24 protein-coding genes are annotated in these 21,839 nt (G+C 52.5%); 18 read left to right on the plus strand and 6 right to left on the minus strand.

The window, feature by feature from the left end; all coding sequences use genetic code 11:
* The 3 genes from ABKW30_RS14315 to ABKW30_RS14325 form a co-directional block, all read right to left on the minus strand.
* On the minus strand, positions 1–1,185 hold the full coding sequence (locus tag ABKW30_RS14315; protein WP_348599585.1) for a beta-ketoacyl-ACP synthase: 1,185 nt from the start codon (positions 1,183–1,185) through the stop codon (positions 1–3).
* 70 nt (positions 1,186–1,255) lie between these two features.
* Positions 1,256–1,537: an acyl carrier protein gene (locus ABKW30_RS14320; protein ID WP_348599586.1), complete on the minus strand. Its 282-nt coding sequence runs from the start codon at positions 1,535–1,537 to the stop codon at positions 1,256–1,258.
* 106 nt (positions 1,538–1,643) lie between these two features.
* Positions 1,644–2,228 carry a histidine phosphatase family protein gene (locus ABKW30_RS14325; protein ID WP_348599587.1) on the minus strand — a complete coding sequence of 195 codons (585 nt, stop codon included), beginning with the start codon at positions 2,226–2,228 and terminating at the stop codon, positions 1,644–1,646.
* 97 nt (positions 2,229–2,325) lie between these two features.
* On the opposite strand from ABKW30_RS14325, the gene ABKW30_RS14330 reads away from it, so the two are divergent.
* From ABKW30_RS14330 to ABKW30_RS14340, 3 genes are all read left to right on the plus strand, one after another.
* A complete protein-coding gene (locus tag ABKW30_RS14330; protein ID WP_348599808.1) occupies positions 2,326–3,285 on the plus strand; it encodes an AEC family transporter in 960 nt (319 codons plus the stop codon).
* Positions 3,286–3,424: 139 nt separating this feature from the next.
* Positions 3,425–4,882 (plus strand): NAD-dependent succinate-semialdehyde dehydrogenase, encoded by a 1,458-nt coding sequence (locus tag ABKW30_RS14335; protein WP_348599809.1) that lies wholly within the window; start codon positions 3,425–3,427, stop codon positions 4,880–4,882.
* 121 nt (positions 4,883–5,003) lie between these two features.
* Positions 5,004–6,023 carry an aldose epimerase family protein gene (locus ABKW30_RS14340; RefSeq protein WP_348599588.1) on the plus strand — a complete coding sequence of 340 codons (1,020 nt, stop codon included), beginning with the start codon at positions 5,004–5,006 and terminating at the stop codon, positions 6,021–6,023.
* Here the strand turns inward: ABKW30_RS14340 and ABKW30_RS14345 are convergent.
* Positions 6,020–6,937 (minus strand): sugar kinase, encoded by a 918-nt coding sequence (locus ABKW30_RS14345; RefSeq protein ID WP_348599589.1) that lies wholly within the window; start codon positions 6,935–6,937, stop codon positions 6,020–6,022. The two genes, ABKW30_RS14340 and ABKW30_RS14345, sit on opposite strands and share 4 nt — an antisense overlap.
* A gap of 131 nt (positions 6,938–7,068) precedes the next feature.
* On the opposite strand from ABKW30_RS14345, the gene ABKW30_RS14350 reads away from it, so the two are divergent.
* Positions 7,069–7,680: a pyridoxamine 5'-phosphate oxidase family protein gene (locus ABKW30_RS14350; protein WP_348599810.1), complete on the plus strand. Its 612-nt coding sequence runs from the start codon at positions 7,069–7,071 to the stop codon at positions 7,678–7,680.
* Between the two features lies 1 nt (position 7,681).
* Here ABKW30_RS14350 and phnF read toward each other — a convergent pair whose 3' ends face one another.
* Positions 7,682–8,428 carry a phosphonate metabolism transcriptional regulator PhnF gene (gene phnF / locus ABKW30_RS14355; protein ID WP_348599590.1) on the minus strand — a complete coding sequence of 249 codons (747 nt, stop codon included), beginning with the start codon at positions 8,426–8,428 and terminating at the stop codon, positions 7,682–7,684.
* 90 nt (positions 8,429–8,518) lie between these two features.
* Here phnF and phnG point away from each other — a divergent pair, with 90 nt between their 5' ends.
* The 14 genes from phnG (at position 8,519) to phnN (ending at position 20,524) form a co-directional block, all read left to right on the plus strand.
* Complete coding sequence (gene phnG / locus ABKW30_RS14360) at positions 8,519–8,998, plus strand: phosphonate C-P lyase system protein PhnG (protein WP_348599591.1); 480 nt, start codon at positions 8,519–8,521, stop codon at positions 8,996–8,998.
* A complete protein-coding gene (phnH, locus tag ABKW30_RS14365; RefSeq protein ID WP_348599592.1) occupies positions 8,998–9,609 on the plus strand; it encodes a phosphonate C-P lyase system protein PhnH in 612 nt (203 codons plus the stop codon). The genes phnG and phnH overlap by 1 nt, the downstream gene beginning before the upstream one ends.
* A 3-nt stretch (positions 9,610–9,612) precedes the next feature.
* Positions 9,613–10,710, plus strand: a complete 1,098-nt coding sequence (locus ABKW30_RS14370; protein ID WP_348599593.1) for a carbon-phosphorus lyase complex subunit PhnI — start codon at positions 9,613–9,615, stop codon at positions 10,708–10,710.
* Entirely contained in the window at positions 10,707–11,588 is an 882-nt protein-coding gene (locus ABKW30_RS14375; RefSeq protein WP_348599594.1) for an alpha-D-ribose 1-methylphosphonate 5-phosphate C-P-lyase PhnJ, read from the plus strand. Before ABKW30_RS14370 ends, ABKW30_RS14375 begins: the two co-directional genes overlap by 4 nt.
* Positions 11,585–12,361: a phosphonate C-P lyase system protein PhnK gene (gene phnK / locus ABKW30_RS14380; RefSeq protein WP_348599595.1), complete on the plus strand. Its 777-nt coding sequence runs from the start codon at positions 11,585–11,587 to the stop codon at positions 12,359–12,361. Before ABKW30_RS14375 ends, phnK begins: the two co-directional genes overlap by 4 nt.
* A gap of 2 nt (positions 12,362–12,363) precedes the next feature.
* Complete coding sequence (gene phnL, locus ABKW30_RS14385) at positions 12,364–13,074, plus strand: phosphonate C-P lyase system protein PhnL (protein WP_348599596.1); 711 nt, start codon at positions 12,364–12,366, stop codon at positions 13,072–13,074.
* Entirely contained in the window at positions 13,071–13,685 is a 615-nt protein-coding gene (locus ABKW30_RS14390) for a DapH/DapD/GlmU-related protein (protein WP_348599597.1), read from the plus strand. The genes phnL and ABKW30_RS14390 overlap by 4 nt, the downstream gene beginning before the upstream one ends.
* A gap of 96 nt (positions 13,686–13,781) precedes the next feature.
* Positions 13,782–14,615 carry a phosphonate ABC transporter ATP-binding protein gene (phnC, locus tag ABKW30_RS14395; RefSeq protein WP_348599598.1) on the plus strand — a complete coding sequence of 278 codons (834 nt, stop codon included), beginning with the start codon at positions 13,782–13,784 and terminating at the stop codon, positions 14,613–14,615.
* 78 nt (positions 14,616–14,693) lie between these two features.
* Complete coding sequence (gene phnD, locus ABKW30_RS14400; RefSeq protein WP_348599811.1) at positions 14,694–15,605, plus strand: phosphonate ABC transporter substrate-binding protein; 912 nt, start codon at positions 14,694–14,696, stop codon at positions 15,603–15,605.
* Between the two features lie 69 nt (positions 15,606–15,674).
* Positions 15,675–16,643, plus strand: coding sequence for a phosphonate ABC transporter, permease protein PhnE (phnE, locus tag ABKW30_RS14405; protein ID WP_348599599.1), 969 nt, complete (start codon positions 15,675–15,677; stop codon positions 16,641–16,643).
* Positions 16,640–17,971, plus strand: a complete 1,332-nt coding sequence (phnE, locus tag ABKW30_RS14410; RefSeq protein WP_348599600.1) for a phosphonate ABC transporter, permease protein PhnE — start codon at positions 16,640–16,642, stop codon at positions 17,969–17,971. Before phnE (ABKW30_RS14405) ends, phnE (ABKW30_RS14410) begins: the two co-directional genes overlap by 4 nt.
* Positions 17,972–18,046: 75 nt before the next feature.
* Positions 18,047–18,754, plus strand: a complete 708-nt coding sequence (locus ABKW30_RS14415; protein WP_348599601.1) for a DUF1045 domain-containing protein — start codon at positions 18,047–18,049, stop codon at positions 18,752–18,754.
* A gap of 1 nt (position 18,755) precedes the next feature.
* The gene (locus ABKW30_RS14420) at positions 18,756–19,895 is read left to right on the plus strand and encodes an alpha-D-ribose 1-methylphosphonate 5-triphosphate diphosphatase (RefSeq protein WP_348599602.1); all 1,140 of its coding nucleotides are present in this window, start codon (positions 18,756–18,758) and stop codon (positions 19,893–19,895) included.
* A complete protein-coding gene (phnN, locus tag ABKW30_RS14425) occupies positions 19,895–20,524 on the plus strand; it encodes a phosphonate metabolism protein/1,5-bisphosphokinase (PRPP-forming) PhnN (protein ID WP_348599603.1) in 630 nt (209 codons plus the stop codon). The genes ABKW30_RS14420 and phnN overlap by 1 nt, the downstream gene beginning before the upstream one ends.
* Before the next feature lie 79 nt (positions 20,525–20,603).
* On the opposite strand, the gene ABKW30_RS14430 is transcribed toward phnN, so the two are convergent.
* Entirely contained in the window at positions 20,604–21,689 is a 1,086-nt protein-coding gene (locus ABKW30_RS14430; protein ID WP_348599604.1) for a porin, read from the minus strand.
* Positions 21,690–21,839: the final 150 nt, after the last annotated feature.

The raw sequence follows: 21,839 nt of genomic DNA on the forward strand, positions 1-21,839 counted from the left end.
TTAAACCTTGCTCAGGCGAGCAACGCCTTCACTACGGGTCGCGCCAATGGATGTGGCAAGTGCGCTGGAGATACTCGCAGGACCAGCTTTCTCGTCTTTGCTATCGAGTGGCGGAAAGGCTGTTCCCTTGAAAACGCTCAGGGCTGCAATGGCAACAGCGAGAGGGAACTGCGCCTCGCGCAAATGTCCTGTCTTGCTTGAAAGTCCACGTATGGTGGAACTGGCAAAAGTATCAAGCGCTGATTTTTCTGCAGAAGTGGCTGCTTTTGCACCAGTCGCACCTGAAACAATCAGATCGGCTGGCTGGTCGGCGCTCGCGGCACCTAGAAGCTTGGCGATTGTTTCACCAAGATTTTCACGGTTGCGGCGAATCTGCGAACTGTAGATGCCATCGATAGCTGCATAGGCGCGAACGCCGCGCTTCTTCGCATGATCTGCACTTTCAAGGACGAGAAAAGCACCGCCTGAGCCGGTGACTATACCACCACCCGCCGAACTGTCTCTTTGCCAAACGGGAGACCAGCCATCGGTCTTCAGCATCTGGTTCAGTTCGAACCCAAGCAACATGTCGGGATGTTCGGCATTGTACGAGCCGCCCACAAGAGCGTGTGTGCTTTGACCGGAGCGGATACGCGACACCGCCGTGTCGATTGCCGAAATACCAGCACCTTCTTCACCCATGAAAGTGCGCGAAGACCCTGTTACCTTGTGAACAATCGAAATATTACCGGCGAGCAGATTGGAAAGTTGCGCGAGGAAAAGCGTCGGGCGCAGTTCCGTGGACAGCTTTTCATTCAACATTGTTCCGAGATCGTTGCGAACGCGTGCTTCAGCGAGAATTTGAGTGTCTACTGTGACATCTCTTTCACCGCCACCCGCTGCCACAACCATATCCATTGTCGCACAGAGGGCTTCGTCGTCCTTGATGCCAGCATCCTGCAAGGCAAGTCCGGCAGTATAAGTGCCGATACGCTGCCAAGTTTCCATTTGCCGCTGATCGCCGCGCTTCGGTATCTGGCTGTTCCAGTCTACTTCACCGAGCGGATGCACGGTGTATGGCTTGAACCGCTCACCATCTATACGTGGTTTTGCTCCATCGTTGAAAGCCTGCCAATGGGCATCAACGCCTTCACCCAACGAGGAAATCAGTCCGATGCCTGTGATAACGACGGTGTTGTTCTGCATTGTCTCGCAACACCGTTGTTACGGTGCATCCGGTTAATAGGTATATTCAGCTTCCACGACGTTCTGCGGATCAGACCTTCTTGGCAGCGACGAGCTCGTCGATTTTGGCGCAGAGATTCTTCAACACGAAGTATTCTTCGGTCGGAACCTTGCCGTCATTGACTTCCTGCGTCCACTGTTCAAGTGGAATCTTGATGCCGAATGCCTTATCGATTGCGAAAACGATATCGAGGAAGTCCAGACTGTCGATGCCAAGATCGTCGATTGTATGGCTTTCCGGCGTGATGCTGTCGCGATCAATTTCGCTGGTTTCAGCAATGATGTCGGCGACTTTGTCAAATGTATCGGACAATTGATTTTCCTTTTGTTTCCGGTGTCTCGTCTAAGACACTGCTATCTGATGAGCCGGTATCTAGCTTTTTTCGCAAGCTAGGGAAAGACCCAACAGTAAGTGGTGATTAGTCGAATATGATTCTTCCGGCAACGTGAATGGTTTCTCCGTCCTCGGTCGGTGCTGTTACAACGGCTTCGGTAGGTCTGGGTGTAACCCCTGTCAGGGCCATTATATTGGTACGATCTGTCAACAACACCAGGTTACCGGAGCCCTTAAAAGAGAGGATAGCGGTTCGAATCTGTTCCAGTTGGGTTTTACGTGCGGCACCGTCGCTGGGAGCCGGATCAAGAGGGATAAATATTTCTGCGGGAGTTGACCCAAAGGAGAGGCGGGCTGTTTCACGCGCATTGCAGGTGGAACTGGTTAAAACCTTGTCGATCCGAACGCCTCTTGCGGCAAATCGCGCACCGAGTTTCTGGGCCAACTGGTGTCCGCGATCAGATAGCGTACGTGCCGTACAATCAGTAGACGTGTCAGTTGCGGGGCTTTGGGCACCTGAAGCGTCACCGCCCTGAATGAGAATGGTATAGCCTCCGCGTTGAACTCTTGCCCAAGCAGCATCTGTAGCGTTAGCGGGCGACGTCACAAGAACGAATCCCGATATCAGCAACAGCATAGATAATAGCGAACGACCTGTTTGATGTATCATTCATTCTCCTTAGCAGGCAGATGGGGATTCGGCTCGCAAAAATAAAGTGATCGTGTTCTGGACTTGCCCCCGGAAACTTCGAGGCTTATTCGGGAAGATCATGAGTCTTGTTCAAACAATCATCGTCGTCTTTGGTGTCATCGCTATCGCTTATGCCGCAGCGCATTTCAAATTGCTTGATGAGCGGGTGGGGGATGGGCTCTCTGATTTTGTTTTCATGATCGCCGCGCCGCTTCTGTTGTTCAGAACTATGGTGACCGCAGATTTTCACGGTGCCGCACCATGGACGCTGTGGATTGCATATTTCACAGGTGTCATTGTTGCGTGGGCTGCGTCTGATCTGGCTATCAAATATATGTTTGGCAGGGACAATCGAGCGGGTGTCGTCGCTGGAGTGTCCGGATCGTTCTCCAATCTGGTTTTTTTGGGAATGCCGCTTGTTCTTGGGGTTTTCGGCCAAAGTGGCTTTGCAATACTTTCGCTTATCGTCGCCATACATATGCCAATCATGATGGCTGCTTCGATCAGCTTGCACGAGATCGCAATGCGGCGGGATGGCGTATTCAGTGGTGAGGGCCATTTAACTGCGGTTGTGCTGTCGTTTTTCAAAAGCCTGCTGCGAAATCCGTTCGTGCTTGGGATTCTGGCCGGGTGGATTTGGCGGCTCGTTGGTCTGCCAATGCCGCAGACGGCTGATGCGCTCATACAAACCTTGGCAAGTGTCGCTGGCCCCGTCGCACTATTCGCAATGGGCATGGGTCTGAAGAAGTTTGGCGTGTCAGGCAATATAGCTGCGGCACTCGTCATGTCTGTCATCAAATTGTTGCTGATGCCTGCAATCGTTTTAGGGGCTGTGTGGCTGTTGGGACTTGCGCCATTTACTGCCAAGATTGCCGTTGTGTCGGCTGCTCTGCCTGCTGGTGTAAACTCTTACCTTATTGCCACACGCTTCGGTACAGGGCAGGCGCTGGCTTCAAACTCGATGGTTATGGCTACCGCTTTATCAGCGCTAACCCTCGCATTCTGGGTCTCAGTTGTTACTTATATATTTGGCTAGCTGCACCGTTGCAGCTTTTACCAAAAAGGAGCAGGGTGTGCTCACGGCCTTACTCAAGGCTCAATTGCCAAGCGCAATATGGTTATCCTTCACGGAATTCACCAAAAGAGCATAACCCTTCGAACACAGGGAGAATATGATGTTGCAGAAATCCAGCCAGTTCATGAAGCAGGCGAATCTTATCAATGGCGAGTGGATCGCAGCAGATTCGGGCAAGACGATCAATGTCATCAATCCCGCGACGGGGCTCGTCATCGGTACAGTGCCTAATTCCGGTAAGGCCGAAACCAAGCGCGCCATTGACGCTGCGGCTGAGGCCTTCAAGACATGGCGCAAAACATCGGCTTTGGAACGCTCCAAGCTTATGCGAAAGCTGCACGATGCCATAATCGACAATCAGGATGCGCTAGCTGAGTTGCTGACGCTTGAGCAGGGTAAGTCGCTGGCTGAATCCAAGGGTGAGGTTGGTATGTCTGCCGCTTATATCCTTTGGTATGCCGAAGAGGCGCGGCGCACTTATGGCGACACCGTGCCATCACCCTGGGCTGACCGGCGAATCATGATTACCAAAGAACCCGTGGGTGTTATCGGTGCGATTACCCCTTGGAATTTCCCATCATCCATGTTGGCACGTAAAATTGGTCCTGCTCTTGCTTCCGGTTGTACAGCCGTCGTCAAACCTGCAACGCAGACACCTTATTCCGGGCTGGCTTGGGGAATTTTGTGCGAACAGGCAGGTATTCCCAAGGGTGTGGTGAATATTCTTACAGGTTCTGCCAGCGAGATCGGCGGCGAAATCACCAGCAATCCTATTGTTCGCAAAATAACATTTACGGGTTCTACGGAGATCGGCAAAATTCTGATCAAGCAGGCTGCTGATACAGTCAAGAAGGTATCGATGGAGCTTGGCGGAAATGCGCCGTTTATCGTGTTCGACGATGCTGATGTTGACCGTGCTGTCGATGGCGCGATCATGGCGAAATTCCGTAATTCCGGCCAGACTTGTGTTTGCACCAACCGGTTTCTGGTTCAGGCTGGAATTTACGACAGTTTTGTCGAGAAGTTTGCTGCAAAAACCGCAAAGCTCAAGATTGGCAATGGTCTTGAAAGCGGAACCGAACAGGGCCCGTTGATTGATGAAAAGGCTGTCGAGAAGGTCGAAGAATTTATCGCTGATGCAAAGCAGAAGGGCGGGAAAGTCATCACCGGCGGCAAGCGCCATTCGTTGGGTGGAAGCTTCTTTGAACCGACAGTGATCGGCGATGCAAAACCGGACATGCTTTTCACCACTGAAGAAATTTTCGGCCCTGTTGCACCGATCTACAAGTTTAAGACAGAGCAGGAAGCCATTGACCTCGCCAACAACACTCAGTTTGGGCTTGCCAGCTATTTCTACACACAGGATCTTGGACGTGTTTTTCGCGTTTCCGAAGGTTTGAAGTATGGCATGGTGGGCGTGAATGAAGGGCTGATCACGACAGTCGAAGCTCCTTTCGGTGGTGTCAAGGAATCCGGGCTCGGCAAGGAAGGCGGACATCAGGGGATCGAAGACTATCTGGATACAAAGTATGTCTGCATTGGCGGGCTTGGTCTCTAATCAACGGTAATCATATAAGAAGCATGCGGAACAGCAACGTGTCCGCATGTTTCGCCAAAGTGAAGGATTAGCTGAAACCTTCGCTACCGGTCATTCAGCAGACAAAGGTTTTCAAAATCAAATGGATACGGAAGTTTTCGGTCATACTGATTCAGGTGAGCCGGTACACCGCATTACGATAGCTGGCGGCGGTCTGACAGCCAAAATACTGACATGGGGTGCAGTTATTCAGGACCTGCGGCTAAAAGGGCATGAGCATCCTTTGGTGCTTGGCTATCAGGACTTTGCGGACTATCCGGCCTATTCGCCCTATCTTGGCGCCACTATCGGGCGCTCCATCAATCGCATCCGTGACGGTGAACTCACTATTGATGGAAAGACCTACGAGCTGCAGAAGAACTTCCGTGGTCTGCACAATATTCATGGTGGCACGGAAGGCGCAGGCAAACGTCTTTGGCAGGTGGTCGCGGTCGGTCCGGATTACGTCACGCTGACAATCCAGTTGGCTGATGGAGAAATGGGCTTTCCCGGCAATCTGAATATTACATGTACTTACATGCTTGAGTCGAAGGGCACTCTGGCTATTCGAATGGATGCAGTCACAGACAAGGCAACGATCTGCAATCTGGCCCATCACAGCTATTTCAATCTCGATGATGGCGGGGCGACAGACGCACTGGATCACCAGGTCAGAATAGATGCGCAGGCTTATCTACCCACAGACGCAGATCTTTTGCCCGATGGGCGGGTATTGCCAGTCGCCGGTACTACACATGATTTTCGCGAGTTCAGAACCGTCAGACGCGAGGAGAATGGCAAACAAGTCATCTATGACAACAATTTTTGTCTGGCGAGCCAGCGTCGTCCACTATGTCATGTCGCATCAGCCAAGGGTGCTCGCTCAGGCGTTGAACTTACTGTATCAACAACTGAGCCGGGCGTTCAGCTTTATGCGGCCAACACGCTCGGCGGAAAGCCTGCCATTGGGCTGACCGGCAGAACCTATGAAAACTACGCTGCGCTATGTTTTGAAGCGCAGACTTGGCCAGACTCAACACATTTTCCGTACTTCCCACAGGCGATCCTACGGCCGGACGAAACCTACAGTCAGATGACCAAGTACAGTTTTAAAAAATCTTAAGCAATAAATGCGGCACGCGCCTCGCTCATGGGGGCAAGCGCGCCGTGGAATTCAACCACGCGGGCGGCTACCTTGTGGGCGCTCGTGGCTGCCTCGACGGGATTGAGACCACCCAGACGTGCAGCAATATACCCGCCATTGAAACTATCGCCTGCGCCCGTCGTGTCGACTGCTTTTGCGATTGCCGCCGGTACGCTGGTCCGATTACCTTCGGCGACAACAAGCGCCGGTTCCGTTCCATCTTTGACAACAATTTCCCGCACACCATAGCTTGCGATGCGGTTGGCCGTATCTTCTGGTGTAGCATCGCCAAAAAGTGCATTCTCATCAGGGAATGTTGGTAATGCGATGTCTGCGACGTGGAATGCATTACTCAACACCTGACGGGCGGTTTCTGCGTTTTCCCAGAGGCGAGGGCGGTAGTTGGCGTCAAAGGCGATGGTGGAGCCTTGCCTGCGCGCATTGCTGACTGCGTTTAGAACGTTCTGGCGGTTCTTGGGGCTCAAAATTCCCATGGTGATGCCAGAAAAATAAATGATCTCCCTTCCATCAAGGCTCTTTGCCAATGCATCCGTATCGTCTGCGAGTTGGCGAGCAGCGGCGTCGTTTCGCCAATAGGTAAATGAGCGCTCTGCTCCCGTCAGCGTAATGGCGTACAGCCCGGGTCGTGCGCCTGTAATGATGGGGCTATTGGCGGTCTCGATACCATTTTCACTGAGAAATGCGCGTTGTTTGACGGAGAAGGGGTCGTCGCCGAAGGCCGTGACATAATCTACTGGATATTCGGGCTTGGTGAGCGCGCGGACATACCAAGTGGTATTAAGTGTGTCGCCGGCAAAACCCATCCGCCATTGGTCGCCATTGGCACCGGAAAGTTCAATCATACACTCGCCAATCGCCGCAAACCCGCCCATGCCGTCTCTCCCAATCATTGGTTGCGCGACTGATATACTAGTGAGTCCGATCTGTCATTTCGAAAGTGATAGCTGTCATAAACGTTTCGCCATGGCATGTTAGTCGGCGAACGCCTATGCAGGAGAAAATGATGACCCGAATTACCTCGATAGAACAACTTGAAAACATTTATAGCGGCGTATCGGAAGCTTCGACTGCCAAAGTGGCTGACCGAATCACTCCGGATTACCGCTTGCTAATCGAGGCTTCGCCGTTTGTCGCTTTTGCCACCAGTGGTCCGGAAGGACTCGATTGCTCGCCACGAGGTGATCTGGCTGGCTTCATTCGAGTTCATGATGACCGAACACTAATGATGCCGGATCGTCGCGGTAATAACCGCATCGATTCGCTGCGCAATATTGTTCGTGATCCGCGCGTAGCCCTGCTTTTTCTCATACCGGGATTAACGACGACATTCCGCGTCAATGGGCGTGCTTATATCGAGACCGATCAAGTCTTGCTTGAGAGCTTCAATGTCGATGGTAAAGCGCCTCGTTCCGTAACTGTGATTGAGGTCGAAGAAGCTTATTTCCAATGTGCCCGCGCAATCATTCGGTCTGAACTCTGGAATCCTGCAAAGCAACGTTCGGCAAAGGAATTTCCAACGCCGGGTCAGATATTGGCTGCATTGAGCGAGGTCCGCTTTGATGGCGACACGTATGATCGTGAGTGGCCGGAACGGGCCGCAAAAACAATGTGGTAGCTCATAGGGTTGTATTGCTGCCGATTGCGATTTCCATGCGGTCGGCAGCAAATCGGGTTATCGCATATTCGACCGGACGCCCCGCCATGTCGACATTTATGGCAGTTGCCACGAGAACGATGGCACCGGGCGACAGTCTCAAATGCCGTAAATCCTCCGCGTCAGCGTGACGGGCACCAATAATTGTTGATTTACGTAAATAATCGGCAATCCCGGCCTGTCTGAATGCAGTGGTGACGGAACCTGACGTTCTATAATCCTCTACGATATTTGGTACACGCGCGGCGTCAAACCAAGATGTGGCGCAGGAAATCGGGTTTTCATCCGCCGTATGCATCGTATCAATCCTGATGACCATGCCGTCTTCTATCCCTAGTGCGCGCGCAATTTCAGAGGTTGGTTGCTCTAGGCTTGATCCAAGGAGTATCCCCTTTGTTTTTCTCACTTGGGTCGATAAAATTTCCGAAAATCTTGTGCGCTCGCCGATGCGGTAAGTGAGCTTCTTGGCATTCGCTACAAAAGTACCTCGTCCCTGTTCGGCCCGAAGAACGCCTTCCTTGGTTAGTGCTGCTATTGCACTACGGATTGTGTGGCGGTTAACGGCAAATCGCCCTGCAAGTTCGATTTCGGGCGGCATACGCACACCGCTGGCCATTTTGCCCGCAGAAATATCGCCCCTGATCTGATCCGCGATTTGTCTCCAGACAGCGACGCCGCTGTTTCTCGTTATCAAATGGCTTGAGCGCATGCTTTGTCATGCTCCTGTCATTGACGGGTATTATAACCACGTTTATTGTCTAGTTGTATAGATAAATAGACAAGTTGTTGCGAGGTGTCAATGAGCAATTCAAATTTGAAGATGGATACGCACCCTGAAGGGGATACTGGCCGCAAAGCAGCTATGGCTCTTCTGGCGCAGGCAACTGTTCAGGAGATGCGGCAGTTCTGGGACAGCTGGAGTGACAAGCCGACCGTTGAAGCATTGCGTGGGCCTGAAACCGGATTGGTCATGGTTCGGGGGCGCATCGGCGGTGGCGGTTCTGCTTTTAATCTGGGTGAGGCGACGGTAACTCGGGCAACTGTGCGGCTTTGCAACGGTGCTGTCGGCCACGCCTATGCACTCGGGCGTTCAAGCGAAAAGGTAAAGTTGGCAGCAGTATTTGATGCGCTTTGGCAAGAGCATGCTCATCGCCAGACTGTGGAAGATACTGTGCTCGCCTCCATCGCCCGGCGTCTCAATGAAGATGCTGAGCAGAAGCGCGCCGAGATAGCTGCAACCAAAGTCGATTTTTTCACTATGGTGCGAGGAGACGATTGATGCGCGCAGCAACTCAGGTTTTTGAAGGTGGTTTCACTGATACAGTTCTCAATTCGCAGGAAGTATTTCGTGCATTGATGGATGCCATGGCTAATCCCGGTCGCGTTATATCTGTTGGCGATCTGACTGCTGCACCGTCGCCCCTGTCATCGGTTGCAGCCTCCATTGCTGCTACATTGTTTGATCACGATGCCACTGTTTGGTGTGACAAACCGATAAAGACATCGGAAGCCGTAATTGGCTGGTTGAAGTTTCATACCGGGCTTGAACTGACCGGTGATCCCTCGAATGCTGATTTTGCGTTGATTAGCGATATTGAGAGCATGCCGTCGTTTGATGCATTCGCTAAAGGCACATCTGAATATCCCGACCGTTCGACCACCATCATCTTGCAGGTCAGTGGCTTTGATGGGCAGCAGGAACTGACGCTGGAGGGCCCCGGGATCAAAGACTCACAAACGTTTGCTCCCAGCCAACTTCCAAGATTGTTTGTCGAACAATGGGTGGGAAATCGCGATGCTTTCCCACGCGGCGTCGACCTGATTTTTGCCGGAGGCGACGCACTCGCAGCATTGCCACGTACTACCCGCATTTCAAAAAAGGAGGCTTGAGCCATGTATGTTGCCGTCAAAGGTGGCGAAGCAGCCATTCGCAATGCACACAAGCTTCTCGCTGACCGTCGTCGCGGTGATCGCTCGGTTCCAGCCATTGGCCTGGATCAGATTGTTGAACAGTTGGCCCTTGCGGTCGACCGCGTGATGGCAGAGGGTTCGCTTTATGACACGGAGCTTGCGGCGCTTGCTGTAAAACAGGCTCGCGGTGATATGATAGAGGCGATTTTCCTCGTTCGTGCCTATCGCACTACCTTGCCACGTTTCGGCTATACGAAGCCTGTTGAAACGTCGCAGATGACAATTGAACGGCGCATCTCCGCGACATTCAAGGATTTGCCGGGCGGGCAGTTGCTTGGACCTACATTCGACTATACGCACCGTCTGCTTGATCCCGAACTTGCTGAAGACACGCCTGTAGAAGTGGCTGAGCAACGTGTCGAGGCTTATGAGCACACGCCGCGGGTTACAGACATCCTCGGCCATGACGGTATGATCGAAGCCGATGGCGATATGCCGGATGGCGCTGAAACGGGCGACCTGACGCGTGAGCCTCTGACCTTTCCCCTTGAGCGGGATTTGCGACTGCAGGCATTGGCGCGTGGTGATGAAGGCTTTCTGCTGGGATTGGCCTATTCCACCCAGCGAGGCTATGCGCGAAGCCATCCTTTTGCCGGTGAGATCCGTATCGGCGAAGTTGAAGTCGAACTTGAGGTCGCCGAACTGGATTTTCCGCTGACGCTTGGCCGCATTCGTCTCACCGAGTGCCAGATGGTCAATCAGTTCAAGGGATCATCGAAGCAGCCACCACAATTCACACGCGGATATGGCCTCGTTTTCGGCCAAAGCGAACGCAAATCGATGTCCATGGCACTTTGCGATCGTGCATTGCGAGCAAGGGAACTTGGCGAAGATATTACCGCTGCTGCTCAAGATGAAGAGTTTGTTATTTCCCACAGCGACAACGTCCAGTCCACCGGCTTCGTCGAGCACCTGAAGCTGCCGCACTATGTGGACTTTCAGGCAGAACTCGATCTCGTGCGCCGCATGCGCGGTGAACATGAAAGTCAAAAAAGTCAAATCAATGAGGCCGCGGAATGACCGAGCTTGCGACGTATAATTTTGCTTATCTTGACGAGCAGACAAAGCGAATGATCAGGCGGGCTATCCTCAAGGCCATCGCCATTCCTGGATATCAGGTACCGTTCGCCAGCCGCGAAATGCCCATGCCCTACGGTTGGGGTACCGGCGGCGTTCAAGTGACGGCGGCCATTATCGGCCCGAAGGACACGCTGAAGGTAATTGATCAGGGTGCAGATGACACGACGAATGCGGTATCAATCCGCGCGTTCTTCCAAAAGGTTGCCAATGTTCCGGTAACGACAAAAACCACTGACGCTACAATCATCCAGACCCGGCATCGCATTCCTGAGACGTCGCTTCGGGCAGGGCAGACACTGGTTTATCAGGTGCCGATTCCGGAACCTCTGCGTTTTCTCGAGCCACGTGAGACCGAAACCCGCAAGATGCATGCTCTCGAAGAATATGGGCTCATGCATGTGAAGCTCTATGAAGATATTGCCCGTCATGGCCATATCGCCACCACCTATGCCTATCCGGTGAAGGTCGAGGGGCGTTATGTGATGGACCCATCGCCAACGCCCAAGTTCGATAACCCCAAGATGCATAACTCTCCGGCACTGCAGCTTTTCGGGGCAGGGCGAGAAAAGCGTATTTACGCGATCCCTCCCTATACGCAGGTTGTCAGCCTCGATTTCGAGGATCATCCATTCGAAATCCAGACATTTTCACAGCCATGTGCCCTGTGCGGTGCCAAGGGCAGCTATCTCGACGAGGTAATTCTCGACGACAGGGGCGGGAGCATGTTCGTCTGCTCCGACACCGATTTCTGTGAAGAACGGCAGGTTGCGGGGCATCGCGGCCACCTATCGGCAGCACAAGCGGAGGCAGCAGAATGAACGATATACCTCTTTTGAAAGTCGGGGCGCTTTCCAAATTTTATGGTAGCCGCATTGGTTGCCAGAACGTTTCATTTGAACTCTTTCCGGGAGAAGTTCTCGCTGTCGTTGGCGAATCCGGTTCGGGCAAAACTACTTTGCTCAACTGTCTGGCCACGCGGCTGGCTCCTTCCGCCGGAACAGTTGAGTATCGCACGCGCGATGGAAATTTCCGTGATCTTTACCGCATGGGCGAGGCCGAACGACGTTTCCTGATGCGTACCGACTGGGGTTTCGTTCACCAGAATCCTGCTGATGGCTTGAGAATGACTGTCTCCGCCGGGGCGAATGTCGGTGAGCGGCTGATGGCAATTGGTGACCGGCACTACGGCAATATTCGTGCTACCGCAACTGATTGGCTGGGCCGTGTCGAAATTGCGGGTGATCGTATCGATGACCAACCGCGCGACTTTTCCGGCGGTATGCGTCAGCGCCTGCAGATTGCGCGTAATCTTGTTACCAGCCCGCGTCTTGTTTTCATGGATGAGCCCACCGGTGGGTTGGATGTTTCGGTGCAGGCACGGCTTCTTGATCTTCTTCGTGGTCTTGTAAGCGATCTTGGGCTCGCTGCAATCGTCGTAACCCATGATCTTGCCGTCGCCCGCCTGCTCTCGCATCGCATGATGGTCATGAAGGATGGTCACGTCGTTGAAACCGGTCTTACCGATCGCGTTCTGGATGATCCGCAAGCACCATACACCCAGCTTCTTGTTTCCTCCATTTTACAGGTTTGATCATGCCGACACCCCTCGTTGTTTCCGATGTCGCCAAGAGCTTCACCATGCATCTACGTGATGGCATCCGCCTGCCGGTGGTTGCTAATGTATCGTTCTCAATAAAAGCGGGCGAATGCGCTGTACTCGGAGGCCCCTCAGGAGCAGGCAAAAGTTCGATCCTGAAAATGATCTATGGCAATTATGCCGTTGATACCGGCCAGATTATCGTGCCTTACCGAGACAAGCTGGTTGATGTGGCAAACGTCGATCCGCGCACTATGCTGGGCATTCGCCGGGACCTGATCGGATATGTCAGTCAGTTCTTACGTACGGTCCCGCGTGTTTCCGCGCTCGATGTGGTTGCCGAACCACTGGTTGCGCGCGGTGTCGAGCGTGATGAAGCACGGGTCAAGGCTGCTGTACTGCTTGCCGGGCTCAACTTGCCGGAGCGCCTGTGGTCACTGCCACCAGCTACGTTTTCGGGTGGTGAACAGCAACGGGTCAATATCGCGCGGGGTTTCATTACGGATCATCCGATCCTGTTGCTTGACGAGCCGACGGCATCGCTTGACGCCAAAAATCGTGATGTCGTTGTTTCAATGATCCGCGACAAGAAGAATGCTGGCGTGGCTATGCTTGGCATATTCCATGACGATGATGTGCGTGAAGCTGTCGCTGACCGGATTATCGATGTGACCGCGTTTTCGGTTCAAAATGGGGTTGCAGCATGAGCCGTTTGTCCGAAGCGCCTTTCATACACGAAACCGCTACTGTCCAGGCCTCTGAGTTGGGACGGTATACTGAAGTTTCGGAGCGTTGCCGCATCAGTGAAACCACGCTGGGTGATTATTCCTACATCATGCAGGACGGGGCGGTCTGGTGCGCGAAAATTGGCAAGTTTGCAAATATTGCTGCCAGTGTTCGCATCAACGCTACCAACCATCCGACATGGCGTCCAACTTTGCACCATTTTACCTATCGCTCCGCCGAATATTGGGATGATGCAGATAGTGACGAAGAGTTTTTTGACTGGCGACGGTCAAATCTTGTCACCATTGGTCATGATGTCTGGATTGGTCACGGCGCAACGGTTCTGCCCGGAGTAAGTGTCGGAGATGGCGCGGTTATCGGTGCCGGGGCTGTCGTTTCCAAAGATGTAGCGCCGTACACAATTGTAGGCGGAGTTCCGGCAAAAAAAATCCGAGACCGGTTTGATCCAAGTATTGCAGAGCGGCTGCAAGAATTGGCTTGGTGGGATTGGGATCACGCCAAATTGCGCGCTACGCTTGAGGATTTTCGCCGTTTAGACATTCAGGAATTCCTGGAAAAACACAGCACTTAATAACAACCCACAGTTGTCACGTAACTGAGACGAAACTGCCATCGCAGGTTCACACAATCCCTCTACGACAAGTTGACGCCAACAGAGGTTAACTGGATGCTGAAAATCGAAAATGTGACGCGGCGCTTTGGCAATAATATCGCCATCGACAACGTCAATGTAGAAATTCCGCAAGGTCAGATGGTTGGCATCATCGGCCGCTCCGGAGCTGGAAAATCCACGTTATTGCGTATGATCAACCGGCTGATCGATCCATCGGAAGGATCGATCATTTTTGACGGTACGGATGTTGCGAAACTGCGAGGCAGTAATTTGCGCAACTGGCAGCGCGATTGCGCCATGATCTTCCAGCAGTTCAATCTCGTACCCCGCCTCGACGTGCTGACCAATGTCTTACTGGGGCGTCTTAATCACCGCTCGACGATCAAGAGTCTGCTTGGCATCTTTTCGCGTGAAGAACGCGCTATGGCGATCGCCGCTCTTGAGCGTTTGGATATAGCGAAAACAGCCCTGCAACGTGCTGGTACGCTTTCTGGCGGTCAGCAGCAGCGTGTGGCGATTGCCCGCGCCTTGATGCAAAATCCCAAGGTTATTCTGGCTGATGAACCTATTGCATCCCTTGATCCGCGTAACGCTCAAGTGGTCATGGAATCGCTGCGCGACATCAATGAGAAAGAAGGCCTGACCGTCATTACCAATCTGCATACCCTCGACACCGCACGGCATTTTTGCCAGCGGATCATCGGCATGCAGGGCGGAAAGGTTGTTTTCGACGGTGGGCCAGATGACCTGACAGAACTGGCAGCGCGCCGGATTTACGGTGCGGATGGCCTGAAGGACGCATTCTCCGAAGCTATTACATCGACAAGCATTTCGCGCAGTGCGCCGAAACCCATTCCCGAGCTTGAGGCCATTCTGGCCGCTCGCTGAGAGATCGTCTAGCCCACGTCACGGGCAACCATGAACAGATCACAAACTCAAACAGAAGTTTGACAGGAGAGACCAATGTTGCTCAAAAAAGCCCTTCTCGGTGCCATCGCAATCGGCGCAATGCTTGCCGGTTCCATGGCTCGTGCAGAAAACCTCGAGACATTCCGCGTTGGCATTATCGGTGGTGAGAATGAAGCCGACCGTTTGCGTAATTATCAGTGCATTGTTGATCAGCTGCCAAAGGTTCTCGGCGTCAAGGATGTAAAACTATTCCCGGCGACCGATTATGATGGTGTTATTCAAGGTCTGCTCGGCGGAACACTTGATTATGCCGAACTTGGTGCATCAGGTTTTGCGAAAATCTATCTGACAGACCCCAAAGCTGTTGAACCAATCCTGACCACGGTTCAGACTGATGATGCCACCGGCTATTATTCGATCATGGTGGCCCGCAAGGACAGCGGCATCAAGACACTTGCGGATATGAAGGGTAAGAAGCTCGGCTTTGCTGACCCGGATTCAACTTCCGGCTACCTCATTCCTGTTACTTCTTTACCAAAAGACATCAAAACCTCGGTGAAGGAATACTTTAGCGAAACCGGTTTTGGCGGCGGTCATGAGAATCTTGTTCTCGCGGTCAAGGACGGCAAGTTCGACGCAGGCACGACATTCGGTTCCGGTGTTGGCACGTTCGACGAAGGCTACACTTCCGGCAATCTACGCAAGATGGTCGACAAGGGCATCATCGACATGAAGGACTTTGTTGAGGTGTGGAAGTCACCACTCATTCCGAACGGTCCGATTGTTGTTCGTACTTCGTTGGACAGTGACCTCAAAACAAAGTTCAAGAACTTCATGATGGATCTTCCAAAGTCAGATCCAGCCTGCTTTGCGGCGACAATGGGCGGCGACTTCAAGAGCTATACGGAAGTTAATACTGAATTCTATCAGCCAATTATTGACGCCCGCAAAGCGCAGATCGGCGGTTAATTCGACCATTTTCGTCACGGCCGGGTCATCTGATCTGGCCGTGATTTTATGTCCCGGAAGGACACGCTCATGAGTCGCGCCAATTCAACAGAACTAACAGCCGAAGGTATTGAGATTGAACGCCACTGGCAGGAACTCGCTGGCCGTCGTCGCGCTTACTCCTGGCTGATTGGAATTGGCCTGCTTATCGCGGTTTCCGGCTCGCTCTGGTTTGCAAACGAGTCAAATGCAGGCAAGTTCTTTGATCGCCTTCCGCATTTTTTCGATTTCGCTGGTGATTTGATCCCGCGTGATGGCTGGGAAGTCTGGCGGGCTCTCTTCGACTTGCCATCTCCATATTTCGATGGAAGTTTGAAATTCGATTACCCCGAGGGCCGAGTTTATGTTCTTGGCGCGTTCTACATCCCCGAATACTTCTACAAAATGCTGGAGACGCTGAATATCGCTATCATATCCACATTGGTGGGAGCGTTCCTCGGGTTTCTTCTCTGCTTTCTGGCCGCCAGAAATCTTGTGAAGAGTAAACTCATAAGGTTTGCAGCGCGCCGTTACATGGAAATCCTGCGTGCTTTTCCGGAAATCGTCATTGCCGGGTTCTTCGCTGCCATACTCTCGCTTGGGCCTATCCCGGCCATGTTCGCGGTCGGTATTCATACCGTCGGTGCGCTCGGCAAGTTGTTCTTCGAAGTGGTCGAGAATGCGGATATGAAGGCAGATGAAGGCTTGCGCGCTGTTGGTGCCAACTGGTTCGAACGGGTCGGCTTTGGCATCGTCCCACAGGTCATGCCGAACTTCATGTCCTATGCCTTGCTGCGTCTCGAAATCAACGTTCGTGCCTCGACGATTATCGGTGCTGTGGGCGGCGGCGGGATCGGCGAAGAATTGCGATTGTCAATTGGACGCGGGCATCAGGCCAAGACACTGGCAATTGTTCTGCTGCTCTTGGCCACAATCATTGCCGTTGACCAATTCTCTGCTTGGTTGCGTCGACGCCTGGTCGGTAATCAGGCTTTCGCTTTCGGAGGTAAACAGTCGTGAGCGCTACAACCTCCCTTAATATCGCTGACTTCGAATCCCGCTATCCGGATGTCTTTAATCCCTCCATATTAAAGCGCTTCATGCCTCTGATTATCGGGGCAGGCGTAGTGCTTTATCTGATCTACTGCTGGTGGTTTTTTTCCATCGGAACCGTTCTTGCGACAGGCCAGTGGCAACGTGCGGAAATCTACGCACGCGATTGGGTATCCTATGCGATCCGCACTACCGTTCGAATGAGTGCGGAAGGGACAACGATCAGCTATCCGCGGTTTTCTGAGCTGGGCGATAATCCGAAGCCCGACTGGGCTATACAGCAGGGCAACGATGTCACTGTGACATTCGGTGCAGATAAATCACTTGAAATTAGCCCAACGCAGGTAATCGCTACCCGTGGAAGAGAAGAGCTTCTCGTTCGGATTGAACCAGATGGTGCGAAGCCTCAGGGGGTCTTGCCGGACTGGGCTACACTTAAGGAAGATCAGGTCACCGTTAATTTCGGGTTTGCCGGAACGGCGGATATCATTCCAGAGCGTGTTGTCATCAGCCGCCGTTTCCTCGGCTGGGCAAATTTTATTTTTGATACGGCCTCGCCATTCTGGAACAAATCCATTGGCGAAGTTACATCCATGATCGTGAGTGGAGAGCGCATAAAGCCCGAGATGTCCAATGCTGCTCTGGCCTTCGACAATATCTGGTACAATTCCTCTTGGCAGCATGGCGATGTATGGACCAAGTTGATGCAGACCATTGTGATGGCTTTCGTCGGGACACTCCTTGCAACGCTCGTATCATTTCCACTGGCCTTCATTGCCGCGCGCAATATCATGCCGAATTTCTTTGCCAATCAGATTACAAAGCGCTTCTTCGATTTTCTGCGCTCGGTGGACATGCTGATCTGGGCATTGTTTTTCACCCGTGCCTTCGGTCCGGGGCCACTTGCCGGTATTTCCGCGATCTTTTTCACCGATACAGGCACACTCGGTAAGGTTTATTCTGAAACGCTGGAGAACATCGATGACAAACAACGCGAAGGCGTCAAGTCTGTTGGTGCGGCACCTGTGAATGTCCAGCGCTACGGCGTTCTGCCGCAAGTACTCCCGGTCTTTGCCAGTCAGGCACTCTATTTCTGGGAGTCAAATACCCGCTCGGCAACGATTATCGGAGCTGTGGGGGCAGGGGGTATCGGTCTGAAGCTCTGGGAGGCGATGCGCACCAATACCAACTGGCATAATGTTGCCTATATGGTCGTGCTTATCCTGGCGGTAATCTTTATCTTTGATGGAATATCCAATGCCTTGAGGTCCCGTCTCATGGGAAAACAGCATTAGACAAGGTGACGCTGGCTACATTCAAAGGCTTGTCATAATCGGAGCGTAACGCGACACTGCTCCGGAGGAATCAAAATGCGCTATGCGATTTACTTCACCCCGCCTTCAAGTGATCCCTTGCTAAGGGTTGCGGCTAACTGGCTCGGCCGGAATGCCTTTACCGGGCAGCCGGTGCGGCCGCCCCAGATACGCAATCTCGCGCATGAGGAAATAACGAAACTGACGGAATCTGCCCGTCGTTATGGATTCCACGCAACGCTCAAAGCTCCTTTTTACCTTGCTGAAGGGCTGGAAGAGCGCGAGCTGTTGTCGGCATTGATGCACTTTGCCTCCTCGATGAATCCTGTCGAGATTCCTAAATTGAAGATTGCAAATCTTGATGGCTTCTTCGCACTGATTCCTGAAGAGCCTGTCGCTAAACTCAACCAATTGGCTAATGATATCGTTGTAGCATTCGACCGTTTCCGGGCGCCTCCAAGCGCGCAGGAAATTGCAAGGCGAAATCCTGAGAAAATGAGCCCGTCAGAGCGGCGCAATCTGGAGCAATGGGGCTACCCTTACGTGTTTGAAGACTTTCGTTTTCACATGACGTTGACCAATCCCGTGGCCGAGTCCGATCGGGAGAGGATTTCACACATGCTTAGCGAGTTTCTCGAGCCGGTACTCGAAGAGCCAGTTGAAATAAACAACATCGCTTTGTTTATCGAGGCAGAGCCCAGTGCTCCATTTGAAGTACACTCCCTGCACCCTTTGGCAGGAACGAACATAAGAAAGACCGCTTAAGATGTCCGCCGAAATTATACTGAACAACGCTAAAATCGTTCTCGAGAACGAAGTCTTGCCGGGATCTGTTGTCATTCGCGACGGTAAGATCGCCGATATCTCAAGCAAGTCCGCTGCCGGGGGCGAAGATTTCGAGGGTGACTACCTTATTCCTGGTCTGATTGAGCTTCATACGGATCATTTGGAAGGGCATTATATGCCGCGCCCAAAAGTGCGTTGGAACCCTATTGCCTCTGTGCTCGCTCATGATGCGCAGATTGCCACGTCAGGCATAACAACTGTGCTTGATGCCCTACGGGTCGGCATGGACGAAGATGCCGAAATGACGCCGCAGGAAATTCGTAAACTTGCCGATGCAATTGAAGATAGCGTTCAACAGAATCGTCTGCGCGCAGATCACTATTTTCATCTGCGCTGTGAGGTCTCGGCGGCGGACTGTTTGGATGGGTTCGCCTTTTTCGAAAATGATAGCCGCGTCCGCTTGGCTTCCCTTATGGATCATGCTCCGGGTCAGCGGCAGTTCGTAAATCTCGAAACCTATGCAACCTATTATCAGCGCAAGCTGAAACTCTCTGATGTTGAGTTTAACGCGTTCTGCGAAAAGAGAATGGCGCAGTCAGCAGAGAATTCTGGTCCGCATCGTAAAGCGATCGCAGATTTCTGCCGGGAACGTGGGATCGTTCTGGCGAGTCACGATGATGCAACAACGGCCCATGTCGATGAGGCTGTTGAGCAGGGTATTCAGGTTGCGGAGTTTCCAACAACGCTGGAGGCTGCGGCTGCATCCAAACAGGCAGGACTCTCGGTACTAATGGGCGCGCCGAACGTCGTTCGCGGCGGATCGCATTCCGGCAATGTGTCGGCGCGCGAACTTGCCGAGCATGGGCACCTTGATATCCTCTCCTCGGATTACATTCCATTCAGCTTGATTCAGTCGACTTTCTTTCTGAGCGAAGCTGTCGATAGCATTACGCTGCCAGAAGCTATTCAGCTGGTTACCAAGAACCCGGCCAAAGCGGTGGGTTTTGAAGACCGGGGTGTCATTGAAGTTGGTAAACGTGCGGATATTGTTCGTGTGCGTGTTGATGAGCACATTCCGGTCGTGCGTACGGTTTGGCGTGAAGGTCGCAGAGTGGTGTAATGGTGGCTTCGGCGTCTATAGAGCGTTTGCTTGATACTACGGCTGGTTCGGTTGAAAACGGGGTGTTTGTTGCCGTTGTTGGCCCGAGCGGTGCTGGCAAAGATACGATTATCGATTATGCCCGAACAGCATTAATTGACCAGCCAGGATTTCATTTTGTGCGCCGCGTCGTTACCCGCCCGTCATCAATCGATGCGGAGGACCACGACACCCTGAGTGAAGAAGAATTCGACAAAGCTTCGCAATCAGGTGCTTTTTCCCATCAATGGGAAGCCCACGGCCTTTGCTACGGCTTGCCCAGATCAGTACACCTCGAAATTGAGCATGGTGCTGTTGCGATTGCGAATGTCTCGCGGGGCATTATTCCAGCACTTCGTACAGCCTATGCAAATTTTGTGGTTGTGCACGTAACGGCCTCTCATGAGGTGTTGGCGAAAAGGCTCGCAGCGCGGGGGCGCGAAAGCGCCGAGGAGATCCAGCATCGCTTGATACGTGCCGGTAATAATCCTTGCGATCCATCCGATGCCATCATGATCGATAACTCAGGTGAGATGGAAAAGGCCGGGGACGAATTCGTCGAGGTTCTAAGGAAAATGGCGATGCGAGTAGCGATTTCCGAACAGGTATAATGTGATTTTAATTTGAGCAATAAAAAACACCGGCAACCTGGATTGCCGGTGTTTTTGTTTCTGCGCTTGACAGCTGGAATTAGAAATCGCGCTGGAAACGGATGATACCGCCAAATGCGTTATCGTCTCCACCGTCAGCAAGTGCCTGATCCTTACGTGCACCATCAAACTTGGTGTAGTTAACTTCTGGCGTGATAGTGAACCCCGGGACCAGTTCATAACCTACGTTAAGAGCAAAAGCGTAAGTGCCTTCATCTTCATAAGCGCCCTGACCATTGATCGTTGCCTTATCCGATACCTTGGCAGCAAAACCTGCCCAAGCAGCCCAATCGCCCTCCCACTGGCCATACCAGTTACGATTTGAATTCGTTCCGAATGAATCCTGATCATAGTCGGACTGATAACCAGCCATCGCCCAGACAGAAAATACATCGTTGACCTTCACATCAAGACGGGCTTTGACGCCAACAGCTTCCGTTACAGCGTCGTAACCTACGATACCGCCGATCGATCCCCAGTTCTGCTCGAACTTTGCACCGGCAGCCACATGCGGCATGTAATCGTCGATTGTATAATCATAGTCGTTTTCGTTGTTGCCCTGTTCGGCAGCGATGACTGCAGAGAAGCCGTTTCCACCGACATAAGTGTAACGAATCTCGTTGGTCGAGAAACTGTCGCTGCTGTACTGGATCACGTCATCGTTAATGATGTCGCCGGCATCGCCCAGCCAAGAGCCGAAGATCGGGTCGTTGACACCAACCTGGAAACCGCCAAGCTCGATATAACCCTGGTGAAGGTCGCTACCACTGCCATTCTCGCCATCTGTAAAGTTGAAACGCACGTCAGCGTAAGAGCGCAATGTGCCAAGTTCAGTTTCTGTACGGGCATCGAAACGGAGTGTAGCGCGTGATTGCTTTGCCCATGTGTCGAGTTCACCGCCGCTGTAAACGTCGTCGCCAGCCTGAGCATCGTAACGCAGATAACCAGAGATACGAAGGCATGTTTCAGTACCTGGAATGTAGAAGAAACCTTCACCATACGTATCGCAAACGCGGACATACTCAACTGGTTCTGGCTCAGCGACGACGACAGCGTCAGCGGCACGTGCACTGGTGAAAGCAACAAGCGTTGCAGCGGAAGCTAGAAGGCAGCTTTTGATATTCATTTGTATCTCCGTTCGAAATACTGGTTTCAGAAACTCATGTTCTTGAGCCGAGGTATATTCCTGTTTGTAGTCGGTTGCAAAAGCCAACTTTAATCGAACTGGCGGTTCGTTAAGGGGTGTTGCGGTTTTAACACGCAACCAACTCTGCAT

Origin of the sequence: Phyllobacterium sp. SB3, from assembly GCF_040009165.1 — a bacterium.
GTDB lineage: Bacteria > Pseudomonadota > Alphaproteobacteria > Rhizobiales > Rhizobiaceae > Phyllobacterium.